15 protein-coding genes are annotated in these 14,187 nt (G+C 46.0%); 1 reads left to right on the forward strand and 14 read right to left on the reverse strand.

Going from position 1 to position 14,187, the window contains the following annotated elements; all coding sequences use genetic code 11:
* Window positions 1-212: 212 nt before the first annotated feature.
* The 8 genes from ATG71_RS22250 to ATG71_RS22285 form a co-directional block, all read right to left on the reverse strand.
* Window positions 213-1,037, reverse strand: a complete 825-nt coding sequence (locus ATG71_RS22250; protein WP_098441540.1) for an STAS domain-containing protein — start codon at window positions 1,035-1,037, stop codon at window positions 213-215.
* Window positions 1,038-1,155: 118 nt separating this feature from the next.
* Complete coding sequence (locus ATG71_RS22255; protein ID WP_179886615.1) at window positions 1,156-2,283, reverse strand: Ger(x)C family spore germination protein; 1,128 nt, start codon at window positions 2,281-2,283, stop codon at window positions 1,156-1,158.
* Window positions 2,280-3,392, reverse strand: a complete 1,113-nt coding sequence (locus tag ATG71_RS22260; RefSeq protein ID WP_098441542.1) for a GerAB/ArcD/ProY family transporter — start codon at window positions 3,390-3,392, stop codon at window positions 2,280-2,282. The genes ATG71_RS22255 and ATG71_RS22260 overlap by 4 nt, the downstream gene beginning before the upstream one ends.
* A gap of 27 nt (window positions 3,393-3,419) precedes the next feature.
* On the reverse strand, window positions 3,420-4,916 hold the full coding sequence (locus ATG71_RS22265; RefSeq protein ID WP_098441543.1) for a spore germination protein: 1,497 nt from the start codon (window positions 4,914-4,916) through the stop codon (window positions 3,420-3,422).
* A gap of 268 nt (window positions 4,917-5,184) precedes the next feature.
* Complete coding sequence (locus ATG71_RS22270; protein WP_098441544.1) at window positions 5,185-6,558, reverse strand: MDR family MFS transporter; 1,374 nt, start codon at window positions 6,556-6,558, stop codon at window positions 5,185-5,187.
* A gap of 159 nt (window positions 6,559-6,717) precedes the next feature.
* On the reverse strand, window positions 6,718-8,580 hold the full coding sequence (locus ATG71_RS22275) for an ABC transporter ATP-binding protein (RefSeq protein ID WP_098441545.1): 1,863 nt from the start codon (window positions 8,578-8,580) through the stop codon (window positions 6,718-6,720).
* Window positions 8,577-10,301 carry an ABC transporter ATP-binding protein gene (locus ATG71_RS22280; protein WP_098441546.1) on the reverse strand — a complete coding sequence of 575 codons (1,725 nt, stop codon included), beginning with the start codon at window positions 10,299-10,301 and terminating at the stop codon, window positions 8,577-8,579. Before ATG71_RS22280 ends, ATG71_RS22275 begins: the two co-directional genes overlap by 4 nt.
* Window positions 10,298-10,768, reverse strand: a complete 471-nt coding sequence (locus ATG71_RS22285; protein ID WP_286163098.1) for a MarR family winged helix-turn-helix transcriptional regulator — start codon at window positions 10,766-10,768, stop codon at window positions 10,298-10,300. The genes ATG71_RS22280 and ATG71_RS22285 overlap by 4 nt, the downstream gene beginning before the upstream one ends.
* Window positions 10,769-10,952: 184 nt before the next feature.
* Here ATG71_RS22285 and ATG71_RS22290 point away from each other — a divergent pair, with 184 nt between their 5' ends.
* Window positions 10,953-11,237 carry a DUF4190 domain-containing protein gene (locus ATG71_RS22290; RefSeq protein ID WP_098441548.1) on the forward strand — a complete coding sequence of 95 codons (285 nt, stop codon included), beginning with the start codon at window positions 10,953-10,955 and terminating at the stop codon, window positions 11,235-11,237.
* A gap of 74 nt (window positions 11,238-11,311) precedes the next feature.
* Here the strand turns inward: ATG71_RS22290 and ATG71_RS22295 are convergent, their stop codons facing one another.
* The 6 genes from ATG71_RS22295 to ATG71_RS22320 all read right to left on the reverse strand — a co-directional run bounded on the left by ATG71_RS22295 (window position 11,312) and on the right by ATG71_RS22320 (window position 14,183).
* Entirely contained in the window at window positions 11,312-11,797 is a 486-nt protein-coding gene (locus ATG71_RS22295) for a hypothetical protein (RefSeq protein WP_098441549.1), read from the reverse strand.
* A 3-nt stretch (window positions 11,798-11,800) separates the two neighbouring features.
* Window positions 11,801-12,589 (reverse strand): hypothetical protein, encoded by a 789-nt coding sequence (locus ATG71_RS22300; RefSeq protein ID WP_098441550.1) that lies wholly within the window; start codon window positions 12,587-12,589, stop codon window positions 11,801-11,803.
* A gap of 127 nt (window positions 12,590-12,716) precedes the next feature.
* Window positions 12,717-13,109 (reverse strand): DUF3021 domain-containing protein, encoded by a 393-nt coding sequence (locus ATG71_RS22305; protein ID WP_098441551.1) that lies wholly within the window; start codon window positions 13,107-13,109, stop codon window positions 12,717-12,719.
* On the reverse strand, window positions 13,081-13,290 hold the full coding sequence (locus ATG71_RS22310) for a hypothetical protein (RefSeq protein WP_098441552.1): 210 nt from the start codon (window positions 13,288-13,290) through the stop codon (window positions 13,081-13,083). Before ATG71_RS22310 ends, ATG71_RS22305 begins: the two co-directional genes overlap by 29 nt.
* A 157-nt stretch (window positions 13,291-13,447) precedes the next feature.
* Window positions 13,448-13,795 carry a hypothetical protein gene (locus ATG71_RS22315; protein WP_098441553.1) on the reverse strand — a complete coding sequence of 116 codons (348 nt, stop codon included), beginning with the start codon at window positions 13,793-13,795 and terminating at the stop codon, window positions 13,448-13,450.
* A 151-nt stretch (window positions 13,796-13,946) separates the two neighbouring features.
* Complete coding sequence (locus ATG71_RS22320) at window positions 13,947-14,183, reverse strand: hypothetical protein (protein WP_098441554.1); 237 nt, start codon at window positions 14,181-14,183, stop codon at window positions 13,947-13,949.
* Window positions 14,184-14,187: the final 4 nt, after the last annotated feature.

Genomic DNA, 14,187 nt, shown 5'->3' on the forward strand with positions numbered 1-14,187 from the left:
AACAGGAAGATTTCGTTACCGATCAGCCGATTGAAATTCCATAGCTGGGGACCGCGACTTCCTTCTTCCTGGCAATCAAAAATTTTGCGTGCGTTCTTATTACAAATATAAAGTGAAAAGATCCAACTAGATTATTACCCTAGTTGGATCTTTTTGCGCGCAAAACTTCCGATTGACCCCTTTAAGAACCGTCCCTCTGCTTTTCTCTGTTTTTACAAATGTTCTTTCAGCGTTTGTTGTAGTGTACCCTTTATTTCTACTAGACTGTCGAATGCGATTCCTGAATTAACTATGTTTCTGACAAGTTCTACGCGCAGCCCTGTGAGGATCGCTTTGCAACCCATCATATTGATTCCGTTAAGGATTTTCTCAAATTGAAAAAGGACATCCATTTCCATCTCCGCCGTACCTGATAAGTCGATAATCAGGGTTTGAATCTTTATCGAACTGATTTCCATCAACACCTTTTCTTCCAATGCATTGACGCGGTAAGAATCGATCATTCCGATCAACGGCAAAACCGCAATGGTGCTATTGACCGGGATGATCGGTACCGAAAGATTTTCCACCAATTTTTTGTGCGACCACAGCTGCTCATCTTTGTAATCCGAGTAACTGATAAAGAAATTATTCAGGAATTGATCCACGTTGTCATTAATTCTTTTTTCCAATAGGAAAAATTTTTCCCGGGAAGCTTCCCCATCCCCTTGTTCCTCGTCAAATTGATAAAGGAAGTACCATAAGGTTCTCCTAATGGCATGGACCCATTCGAGCTTGAATGCCAGGGTAAGATCATGTTGTGCCCAGGCAATCCCCTCTATTTTTGCAAATTCAATCAGCCCTTCTTCTTTGTTTTCAACGATGTAGTGAGCGACCAGTTCGGCATTCTTTAACAGATCAATGTTTCCTTTTTCAAGAATATCATTGATCTTCCCACTAACATTAACGGCTTCAGATAATAGCTTCTGCTGAAAATCCTCTCTATTCTCCCTAAGGAAATCCGTTACGATTTCCATATCCAAGAATTTGTAACTCATCATAACACTCTCCTTTTTGACCTACTATTTCTTTATTCGTGTCCACGAAAAAAAATCCTGCTACAAAAAGGAAAATTCATAAAGAAGGAGGAGAAAGAGGACTGGAACCTATGCCTTTCTACTCCACCACACCGGTTCTTATGATGACAAATTTTGTGTTTACTTTTACATTAATATCCTTAAACCTGTCATGCCACTCCTCATCCGTAAGTTTGGAATGGCCTTCCTTTGTTCGGTATTCTTCACCAAATCCAAATACATCCGATTGTTTGGACTGAGAATACTGGATGAGCTGCTCGATTTCTTTTGTGATTTTTTTACTGATCTTTTTTTCAATTAATTCCAGATTTTTATTTTTGCTTAAGTTGATGTCCCGATTGATTTCCTGTAAACGGGCATTGATATGGATATTGAGGTTAAATGTCATGGAGTCCGGATCAATAAGTTCAATAGTGCTTTTGCTTTTGATTGTATCCAGGGCTACCGCGATATCAGCAGATGGAGGAAGGGAAGGAAAGAGAACATCTTCCTCTCCATTCTTGAAGGTGATTTCGAAATTCCCTGCCTTGAACCGGTCACTCACTAACTTTACATAAAAGCTATCACTCGGGGAAATTCTCCCCACCATTTTATCTCCATTGAGTAAGGCCATGCCCGTAATATTAATCATGTCATCCTCTAATTTCAATAGTGGTAACAGAGGATCAACTCCCACGGAGTAATAGTCGTGCACTGTTTCGTGGAGAGTCGGGGAAGATATGACCTCTCCTTTTATATTTTGCTCTATTTCCTTGTACACATATTGCCCGGCATCAGAAAACTGGGGATACTTGTGCTTTATGAGATCGCCTGCATTCCCTTCCACTATAGCGAGGAACGTTAAATCACTGATGGAATGATCCCGTGACAGCGTATCCGCCAGGTTGAATAGACCGTCTTTCGCTAAATCCTCTCCGAACAGCGCCACGCGCAGCTGGCCTGACTCAAGCTTTTTGGGAGATTTCAGATTGCTTTCGATTCTTGCTCCTTTACTGGTTAACGATCGACTTGATATAACGTTTGTACTATCCATGGACTGTGGGTCCGTCTCAAGAATCAGTGTCGTCGTATTGATTTCTTCGTCTTCTCCCTTATCATATCCCACCGTTGTGATCATCCCGATTTTCTCAAGCGTACTGCTTTCTGCACATGAAGTGAGGATGAGAAGGAAGATGAGAGAGAGAGTCATGTTGAGGATCCTTTTCATGATTTCACTCCTTTCCGAAAGACTTTTTTCTTCAGCCATACGATAAGAAACAGGAATAAGGGATAGCCATAAACAACAAAGAAGGCCATCTGGGCAAAAACATTGTTCAATGAATTGATTTGCTTCCTGGTCACAAATAGTTGGATGCACCCAAATAAGATAAAGGATAATCCCCATGTGAAGACTTTTCTCCTTTTTTCCCCGAACATGCGGGTAAACCCCCGGGAAGCCGACCACAGGTACATCATGAGGTTCGGAAGGATCATGAGCATCCAGAACGTGATCGCTACATATTCAAATCGTTCAATGAAAGGCAACCGGACGATCTTAAACAGGGAGAGAGTTCCCCAAATGGTCCGTTCCAGTTGACCGCCGCTGAAATAGCTTAATGCGACGATCATGATAGCCACATATAGAAGAGAAGTATAAAGCAATCCAATTTGCATATAGGTTTGAACCTTATTTTTCTCTTTAATAAAAGGATAAAAAAAATAGATGAGTTCGAATCCGATGACGGTAAAGGTCATGGAATAAGTCCCTTTTAGGATTTCAGTCGCATTGGACTCCAAGATTGGAAGCAGATTGGACCAATGACTGAATTGAATCGGATACGCCAATAAGATCAAAAGCCAAAATGCAAGGAACACACTGAAGAACGAAACGCCTGCAATGATGCGAAAGCCTCCCAGTACCCCATATAGCACAAGCATCATGAGAGTCAAACTAAGGAACCAGGTAGGGACTTCCGGAAACACCCAGGCTTGCAGTACTTCGATATAGTTCCGTATGACGACCAGGAAAGAGCCCATGCAATAAAAGATGTAAAGGGCGTTCATACAAGTGCCCAGCCATTTTCCGTACACATCCTGCTGTATGCCATATAGATCCGAGCTCTCATAATAGTTCAGGGTTTTCACCATGATAAAGCCGACGAAACAAGTCACAACCCCGGAAAGAGCGACGGATATCCAGGCATCGTGTCCTGCGTCACCATAAATGATCCGTTGAAACCCCTGCACCCCAACACCTATTTGGACAGAATGAATAATGAACATGACCATGAAAGCATTGAGGAGTGATTGTGGTTGTGGATGAACGTGAATCTTCATAGCCCCCTCCCTTCTCCTTAACAGGACTCATTCGTCTCCATCGTATTTTTCGGAGTCCAATGGTCTGGCTTGATAAGGACGTTTCGACGTGTATTTAAGTGGCAGCCTGAAGATACTATCCGCCCAGTCCCTGATCCGAATCGGATAAAAAGGGGCAAGAAATGGGCTCCCCAGGCTGGTTTGCCTCAAGAGATGAATCAGTAAGAAGCAAAAAGCAAACATCGTTCCATAAAACCCCCAGAAACCTGCCAAAATAATGATCGGGAACCGAAGAATGCGAATCACATTTCCCATCATGAAGCTTGGTGTGGTGAAAGAGGCCAAAGCCCCAAGAGCGACGATGATAATCAGGATGTTACTCGTAAACCCCGCCTGTACAGCAGCCGTCCCGATGACGATACCTCCTACGATACCCATGGTCTGGCCCACTTTCGTCGGCAGCCTTGCTCCTGCTTCCCTCAGTAATTCAATGATGAATTCGAGTAACAATGCTTCGATGATCGGTGGAAAAGGAACCCTGGAACGTGATTCACTTAAAGGAATCAGGAGAGGCTGGGGGATGATCTCATAATGAAATGTCAAAGATGCGACATAGATGGCTGTAAAAAAGACTGACAGCAGCATGGCAATAAACCGTAAAATTCTAAAAAAAGAAGCCACCTGCCACTTCACATTCTGATCCTCCATACTTTGAAAGAACTCCACAAAGGATTGAGGACACCCGATCACCAACGAACTCCCATCCACCAGAATGACGACCTTTCCGTTCAAGAGCCAGGAACAGGCGCGATCCGGACGCTCGGTCAAAATAAACTGAGGAAAAATACTCAAACCGTTATCCTCGATCAATTGCATCAATAGGGAACTATCCAATACCCCATCAATCGTAATAGTGGATATACGCTCCTTTACGGTCTGCACCATCTGTTCCGATGCAACCCCTTCTATGTATAACAAGGAAATGGCCGTTTTGGTCTGCTTGCCTAATGTAATGGACTTATTACACAAGTTGGGGTTCACAAGATATCTCCGGATGAGTGAAATATTTGTGGCTAAACTTTCATTGAATCCCAACTGTGGTCCAATGACGATGGATTCATTTTCAGGCTTGGACAAGGACCGGCTGTCCCCGGAACGGATATTTACGGCCAATACACTTGAATACCCTTCAAGATGGATCAACACCGCTCCGCTGAGAAGACTGCTGACAGACGGATTCACCCCGGTATAAACCTCTATATTCCCGACATTCAGCCTCTCTTTCAACCCGTTCGGTGTAAGCTCCTCTCCGCCCAGCTGACTCATGATGTCTCGGTTTAACATCGTTTTGTCAATCAGCATATCGAAATAAAGGAAGGTCACGCCTGGCCTTGGGCTCATCATGACGAGATCAGCACTTTCATGAAGTACATCTTTTATTTCTTTAGTAAAGGACTCACCTGTGCTTGAAATGGGGAGGTCCGGCTTTGGATCTGATTCGCCTTCGGTTTCCCCGGGACTTCTTTGTTTTTTTCTAAAAAACATATGTAGTCCCTCCCATGAAGTAGTAGTACCATCATGGTCTTATCCTGATGGATATATACCATTTTTATGTGCGTATGGGTAGATTCAATGCTTGCTGTAAGATCAGATTGTACTGATTTAAGTACCTTAAGATGGGCGATTGGTTCGCCTGTCTCAATCACCAAGCGTGCTCTTTTTATGTGGGCATAAAAAAGGCGCCTGATCCATTAGTGGGGATCAGGCGCCTGATATGATTTTCCTTCTTATATAATCTTACAAAGGCGTCCCTCTAATTCAAAGAGAGCTCTTTCCCCTTCTCACCGAGGAGCACTCCTGCCGTTACGATGGCACAAATGCCTAGTACGACGAGGATCATAAAGACGGTGTGTAAGCTTTGTTCCAACACGTGGCCGCTTAATTGATCGCTCAGCCATAAGCCGGAAACAGCGATCCCGATGGACTGGCCAAGGTTTCGCATCAGATTGAACGTCCCCATTGCGGCACCCCGGACCTTCCATTCAACAGAAGATTGGACAGCGACCGTGAAGGCGGTCAGGGACAAACCGAAGCCAAAGCCGATCATGGCCGTGACAATCATCATCAACGGAACAATTGTATTCTCGTTAAATAAAACCAATCCAAGACATCCCGCTGTAATGACGGAAATCCCCATCACGGTGATTCGTCCAATGGAGGTTTTCGCCATCAGCTTTCCTGACAGCACCGCAGCGAGTGGCCAGGTAATCGACATCGGCAGCATCGTCACACCGGACAGGGTCGCATTCAAACCGGTGACGCCCTGGACCCATAAAGGGATATAGAACGTAATCGCAACGAGGATGAAGCCCAGCAGAAAGCCAGCAATCGTTGAAATGGTGATAAAGCGATTTTTAAAAAGAGAGAGTGGGAGCATCGGCTCTTCCACCTTAGATTCGATCCAGATAAACAGGCTGATTCCAATGGCGGCCACGATCAGTAAGATGAGTATCCCACCCGTCACATGGTTTTGTTCCTTCAGGAGTGTCAACGCATAAAGAAAAGCCGTGATACTGACAGCAAAAGTGAAAATGCCACTGTAGTCTATTTTTCGTTTCTTCTTTTCTATGTTTTCCTTTAACGACGTCCACAATAAGAAAAGAGAGACAATCCCGAATGGTAGATTCATATAAAAGATCCAATGCCATGAAACCGTATCGACAATGAACCCGCCTGCAAGGGGACCCGCTATGCCGGCTATTCCCCAGACACTGCTCATCCACCCCTGCATCTTGGCCCGCATTTCAAATGTGAACACATCGCCGATGATGGTAAAGGGCAAGGTCGTGAGTGCCCCTGCTCCAATCCCCTGGATCAAGCGGAACAGAACGAGCTGTTCCATCGATTGTGATAATCCCGAGAGCATGGAACCGGCTAGAAAAATACTGACACCGATCGTAAACATAATCTTTCTTCCAAATAAATCAGCCAGTTTCCCGAAGACGGGTGTACTGATGACAATCGCCAGGAGGTAGACGGAAATGACCCATGTGTACAGCTCACTTCCGCCCAGGTCCTCAACAATTTTCGGCATGGCTGTACTGACGATCGTTCCTTCGATGGCCGTGAGGAATGTGGCGATTAATAGAGCAAAGACAACGGATTTTTGTTTTGTTTCTTGATTCATTTTGTCTGACCCTTTCTTGAATGTAAATTCCGGAAATACTAGACTAAATCTCACTTTCTATCTTACCACTTAAATGATGGAGCGACAGGTGATAGAATTCGAGGAATGCGCATGGACAAATCTTACTTTTGGAAGCAGGAGAACCGTCCCCACGCTTCCCTATCCAGCCACCTCACCAAACTGGCTATTATACAGATCCGCATAAAAGCCGTTCTCCCGGAGAAGTTCTGCATGCGTCCCCTGTTCAATCACAGAACCCTGATCCATGACGAGAATCAAATCCGCATCCTTGATCGTCGACAGTCGGTGGGCGATGACAAAGCTCGTTCTGTCTTCCATCAAGCGGTTCATGGCCCGCTGGATCAATAGCTCGGTCCGGGTATCGACGCTCGACGTCGCTTCATCCAGGATCATGATCGGAGGATCGGCGAGGATCGCCCGTGCGATGGTGATAAGCTGCTTCTGCCCTTGTGAGATATTCGATGCTTCCTCATTCAGGACAGTGTCATAGCCGTCAGGCAGCGTACGGATAAAATGATCCGCATGGGCCATCTCGGACGCCTGCATGATTTCCCCTTCCGTCGCACCCGTCTTCCCGTACGCAATATTTTCCCGGATCGTCCCCTTAAACAGCCACGTATCCTGCAGCACCATCCCGAAGCTCCTTCTCAGTTCACTTCGAGGGACGGACCTCGTATCGATGCCGTCGATCCTGATTTTCCCAGCATTCAATTCATAGAATCTCATCAATAGATTGATCAAAGTCGTTTTCCCCGCACCCGTCGGTCCAACAATCGCAACCGTCTGACCGGGCTTTACGTTAATGTTCATATCGTGGATTAACAGATTTTCACCATAACCGAAGTCCACATGTTCAAACACAACCTCGCCTTCCGGACGGGATAGGTGCGCCACGGTCTCTTCCTTCACTTCTTCTTCCTCATCCAACAACTCGAATACCCGTTCAGCCGCTGCCACCGTTGACTGAATGATGTTCGCGATATTCGCCGTCTGAGTGATCGGCTGGGTAAACTGACGTGTGTACGTGATGAACGCCTGGATGTCCCCGATGGAAATCGCCCGGTTCGTGACGAGGATCCCCCCGACGACGCTGATCAGCACATAGCTGATGTTTCCGATGAACATCATGATCGGCATGATGATCCCGGAGATGAACTGGGCTTTGTTTCCCGCTTCATACAATTCATCGTTCACCGAATCGAACTGGACACCGGCCTTTTTTTCATGACCGAATGCTTTCACGACCTGGTGTCCGGTGAACATTTCTTCAATATGGCCATTCAACTGTCCAAGCGTCCGCTGCTGATCGGCAAAATGCTTCTGGGACCGCTTCAGTATTGGACGGATCGCAAACACGGAAACCGGCAAGCTCACAACGGAAATCAACGTCAGCAGTGGACTGATCGAAAGCATCATGATGATGATTCCGACAATCGTGACGATGGACGTGATGAACTGGGTGAGACTTTGTTGCAACGTACTGCTGATCGTATCGATGTCATTCGTCATCCGGCTCAGGGTCTCCCCATTCGCACGTCCGTCGTAATACTTCAATGGAAGCTTCTCGATCTTTTGATTCACATCTTCCCTCAAGTCATACGCCGTCAGCTGGGCGACGCTCGACATGATATATTGCTGGATAAAATTAAACACAGAGCTGAATACATAGAGTCCCGCTAGCAACAACAGGATCTCACCGATTTTTTCAAAATCGATCCCGGCACCGGGTACTCCTTTAAATTTTGCATAGGCGCCTTCGAATAATTCCGTGATGGCGTTCCCCATGATTTTCGGGCCGATGATGGCAAAGACGGTACTTAAGATGGCTGCGAATAGAACGGCGATCAATTGCCCGCGGCGGGGTTTCAGATAACCGAGGAGACGTTTCAAGGTGCTCTTGAAATTCTTCGGCTTCTGCCCCATCATCATCATGTTGCCGCCGCCCGGACCGAATCCTCCTCCGTGACCTCCGCCTCTTTGAGGTTTACGTTCCTTACTCATGCCGATTCCTCCTCTGAAAGCTGTGATGCGACGATTTCCTGGTACACTTCATTGGTGTCAAGGAGCTCCCGATGAGTCCCGATCCCGGCCACTTCGCCTTTATCCAACACGATGATGCGGTCGGCATCGATCACCGTGCTGACCCGCTGTGCGACGATGAGCACCGTTGCATCAACGGTTTCCCGTTTCAATGCGGCACGGAGCCTGGCATCGGTTTTGTAATCGAGGGCTGAGAAACTGTCGTCGAACAGATAGATATCCGGTTTCCGGACCAGGGCTCTTGCAATCGACAAGCGCTGTTTCTGACCTCCGGAGAGATTGGATCCGCCCTGCTCGATTTCTGCCTGGAATCCCCCGTCCATCCGGCTGACGAATTCTTCCGCCTGGGCGATCCGGGCTGCTTCCGCCACTTCTTCATCACTCGCATCTTCTTTCCCGAAGCGGATATTCTCCGCAATCGTTCCGGTAAAAAGAGTCGCCTTCTGCGGCACAAGTCCGAGCTTTGACCGGATTTCTTCCTGGGAAGCTTCCCTAATGTCTACACCATTGACCTTGATTGACCCGCTCGCGATCTCATAAAATCGGGGGATCAGGTTGATGAGGGTCGTTTTCCCTGAACCGGTCCCGCCAATGATGGCCGTCGTTTCACCGGGATGTGCGGTGAAACTGATGCCAGACAGGGCAGGCTCTTCAGCACCGGGGTAATGGAACGTGACCGAATCAAATTCCAGCGTCCCCTGTTGAACGTCTGCTGCTTTCGTTCCTTTATCTTCAAAAGAAGGCTTCATTTCTAGTACTTTGTTGATCCGCTTCGCCGACACATCGGCACGTGGCACCATGACAAACATCATCGACGCCATGACCAACGCGAACATGATTTGCATGACGTATTGAATGAACGCCATTAAATCCCCAATCTGCATCCCGCCGTTATCGATCCGGATACCCCCGAACCAGATGACGGCGACGACGGTCATATTCATGACGAGCATCATCACAGGCATCATGAAGGCCATGATTTTATTCACCTTGATCGACACATCGGTCAGTTCATGATTCGTGCGTTTCAGGCGCTCCTTCTCTTCCGGTTCACGGTTGAAGGCACGGATGACCCGGATACCGGTCAAGTTCTCACGGAGCACGAGATTCAATTGATCCAGTTTTTTCTGGACGGTTTGAAATAATGGAATCCCTTTATACAAAATCAACAGGATCGACCCGACCAATACCGGCATCGTCAGAATGATGACCAGGGATAGCTTTGCGTCCATCAACACCGCCATGATAATCCCGCCGACCAGCATGATCGGCGCACTGATGATCATCCGGAGCAGCATGATCACGACCTGCTGTACCTGGGTGATATCATTCGTCGTTCTTGTGATCAGGGATGCCGTCCCCACTTCATCAAATTCCTGGAGCGAAAACTTTTCAATATGATAGAAAAGCTTCCGGCGGACATCGCGCCCCAATCCGACAGCTGCTTTAGAGGAATAATAGCTCGCAACGATGGAAGCCACCGCACCGAGAGCGGAAACGATGAGCATGAATCCGCCGATCTTCCATATATACGGGATGTCCCCGACGACGACCCCTTTGTCGATGATGTCAGACATGAGGGTCGGTAAGTATAGGGTCGACATGGATTGAATGAAGATCAACACGAAAATCCCCACGATCATCCATTTATACGAGGATAAGTGTTTCAGAAGTTTAATCATGTGGCATCCTCCTCTTTCCCTTTTTGATCAAAATAGTCGGCGATCCTTTCATGCGCCTGCAGAAGTCCGGCGAACTCTTCTTCAGAGAGAGTCGCGCCCGCCCCGGCCGTAAGCTGATGAATACTGCCTTCCTGTTTGTGGATTCCTTTTAACATCGTTTCCCCTTGACTGCTGAGGGAAAGAAGCATTTCCCGGCGATTGTCTTCCACCTGCTGCCGGTGGAGGAATCCTGCATGAACCAGCCCTTCGACGGCTTGACTCAACGTGCTTTTGGGCAGGAATGTTTTCTCTCCGACTGTCTTTTGGGTCATCTCTTTCTCAGTGGCAATCGTCACTAAAATCGTATATTGCGGGACCGATAAGCCGTTGTCTGCGGCTGTTTTCTGGACGAACCGCATCATCGTCTTATTCACCCGTGAAAATGAACGCAATAATTGCAGTGCAGGAGTGATCTGCTGATTTTCCATGGATATGCCCTCACTTCTAATGGTTAATATAATGAACTGTTCATAATGGAACTATCTTAGTCTATTCCTTTTGTGGAAGTTAGTCAAAGGGATGGTTTCGAAAAAATGTGAATGAGTGCGGAGGTCCGTCCCTCACCTTTTACCATGGTGGATTCATATACTTTTTCATAAGGAGGAGTGAGGAATGGATCATGAGCTAGGGAGGAAAGGTTTGAATGGAAAAGCCGTGGTGTCTATCTTATTGGGAGTCCTATCCATTGTGATGGTGATCTTTCCTATTATAGGAGCGATTCTCGGTCTGGTTGGCGTCGTACTGGGGATGATCGGACGGCGTGAAGTCAAACAAAATGGCCAGGAGGGGAAGCATCTGGCCATTCTGGGGATTATTTTCAGTTTGGTTGGCATTTTGTTCTCCATCTGCTGGTTGGTTATGTCGTATATGACATTTTCGAGTATGATCTCTTCTTGAAAGTGTAAGGGAACCTCCTTATTGGGACGTTCCCTTTGTTATTTTCCGGATGAACATCATCGGGGTTCTACAACTCAGTTGGAAGCAGAAGAACCGCCCACCTGCTTCACTTTCGCCACACCCATCGCATAGTGGCGGAACAATATATTCTCCACCATTTCCCCTTCATCTTCTTCGCAATCGACGATCATAATGATTTCCGAATGAAAGCCTTTCATTAATCTTCTTTTCTTTTTCAATACGATTTCCGTGAAAAGACGGATGGCAAACCCTACTAGAAACCCGGTAGCAGCACCAATCAATCCCCAATAGATGGGCCCCCACGCCAGTTCAAATCCCACGCTTGCCCCAATCACCGCAAAAGCAGTGGAGAGGGCTGCACCGATATCAATAAGGGATGTGCCATCCGAACGCGCCATCGTGTCAAACACTTTACGTTCTTCCTTCCTGTTATCCAAGGGAACGATAAAGATTTTCTCATTTGGGATTCCTTTTTTCTCCAACGTTGCCACGGCCATCTCGATATGAACGGAATGTTCAAATGTAGAGAAGAGTTGCATTGTCTATTTCACCTTCTGCCCCTTTAATATGTTGAAAGAAGGAGATTGAAATTTCTCCAGAAAAAACTTCCGCTGCACCTTATCGTACAATTTATTGTTTTCAACGGTATTAATATACGAGTCAAACACAGAAAAGCCGTACAACGATGGGAAAAACAGCAGCCATTCAGGATCCAGTCGGGTTGTTGCCTCCTGGATCTCCCCAATAAATAATAGGGAAATCGCTTCAAGAGCGTGAGAATAATAAAAGAAGACAACCGTCCACACAATGACAAAGAATGCCGTCACGATCCTGTGAATATAAAGTTGACCCAATCCAGGAATAAACGTGGACCAAATGACGGCCATAATCGGATTTCGCTTATCCAGGTAATTGATCTCCAGCGCCCCGATACTAAAGGTGTTGAAGCGATGCTCTTCCCGTTCAGCCATAATACACACATTGTTCAAGTCTACCGTCGTCCGGTAACTATCCCAAATACTGAAGATATACACAGGTATATAAATCAATAACCACTGTGTATCCAGAATATCTTTCGCTTTTTCAATTTCTCCCTGAAAAGAGTAAATCATCGCCAGGTTCACATTCGATTGGATATTGACAAGAACCTCCCAAATGACCAGGACAAAGCCCCTAAGGTATTTCGATAAGAGCAGGTGGCCGAAGCCAGGAAAGGCAGCACTCCACCAGGCAATGATATAGGGATTTCTAAGATGGATTTGAGTGGTACCCAGAAGACTTACATGAGCCCGGTACCATCTGGCGGTGTTGTCGTTAGAGTAATTTTGCATGGGTAACCTTTCGAATAAGACATTTTTCTAGTTTTTTCCTTAGAGTCGCGATTTATACTTAGGGTTTCCTTCATCCACGATCTCTATATCAAAAAAACAGCCCTCTTCTACAAGAGAGCCACCAATCTTATTCACCCTGTTCCCTCAAATACGCCCGATTCCTCCATTTAAAAAGAAAATAGGTACTCAAAAATAGGATCAGCCCCATTTTATTAAAAAGGAAAAATACACTCGCTACATCCCTAATAGAATCCACCGGGTACGCACCGCTCAGGAGTAACGTGGGGAAAACCGTCACCAGCATTACCAGATAATGAACCACAATCTGTTGGATGAAACTCCATCGTCCCACTTCATAGATGACGCTTGCCACCCCGAGGAAAAAAGCGATCAGACCGTAAAGGAATAACTGCTTCGAAATGGCTGGCGAGCCTTCGAATTGAGTCCATAGCAGCACAATTATGGAGAAAAAAACAAACGGGATGAGACCTCTAATTAACCCTTTTCTTAATAGATTCATCGGTATCCTCGCTCTTCTTCAAAGTATAGTAATTCCAAGCATAATACGTAATCCAAAACGCAATCACGACCAAAAAAGGATATCCCCATTTATCCTCAGGAAGGATGAAGAAGAGTCCCAATGTTGTTAGAAGAAATGGTGGCATGAGGATCCAGTAACGCTTATTTTTGTAATGGTTCATAAAGGGATGCCTCCTATCAGCTTTACTATAGATACGAAACCGAACTGTGAAAAGTTTCATATTTGGGAAGGTCCGTCCCTCTCTAGAGAGTAGACAGGATTTATTTATCAAATAAAAAAATAGGCCCTCTTCAATAAGAAAGCCTACCTTACAAACCTCAACTCAGTTTCACCGGGGAATGTAAATCATCAGCATCCCGGTAGGACCGATAGGAAACAAATCTCTTTCCATCCTTAGATCCATCAAGCTGCAAAATACGACCTGCCCTGGTTTCCAAGTAGAAATCATATCTGTTCAGATTCAGTCTAAAAAAAGAGAATGCGTTCCCAAGCAGATTCTTCTTCGTTACGTGGGACTCAGGATTCAGCTGAATAAATGCCGCAAGCTCCTGTACGGACGATGACGGGATATCTGCCATCGAGTAGTACGACCCTTTCACATTATCCTTCAACTTATGTATGGCTGCACGTGCCTTATCCTTTAACCTCTTACCGTCTAATTCCATATGTCCACTCCTCATTCCGTTCCTATTAAGAAGAATCCCCCATCTGAATGAGAATCATCCGTTATCAAGATCAATTCATAAGAACCTTACTGATGAGGTCCGTCCCTCAGAAGCTAAATGATCACTTGCATTCCCTGCCAAAGCAGGACACTCAAGCCAGCAATGACAAAACAATATTAGCAATCATCGACTTCTTATTCCCTTTTCTTCTATCTTCAACCGCATCAAACAAACCTTTAAAGGTCCAAAAAAGAATCAGCACTGACCAACCGATGCGGTCATTAGACGGATCCTCATCAAATAAATACCTTATAAAAATGAAGAGGATGATTACCTGAGTTGTGTTCCGAAGCGTATTCCACATTTTTGATGAAGCTTCTTTCTTCAATTTC

Source organism: Bacillus sp. es.034 (assembly GCF_002563655.1).
Lineage (GTDB): Bacteria > Bacillota > Bacilli > Bacillales > Bacillaceae_B > Rossellomorea.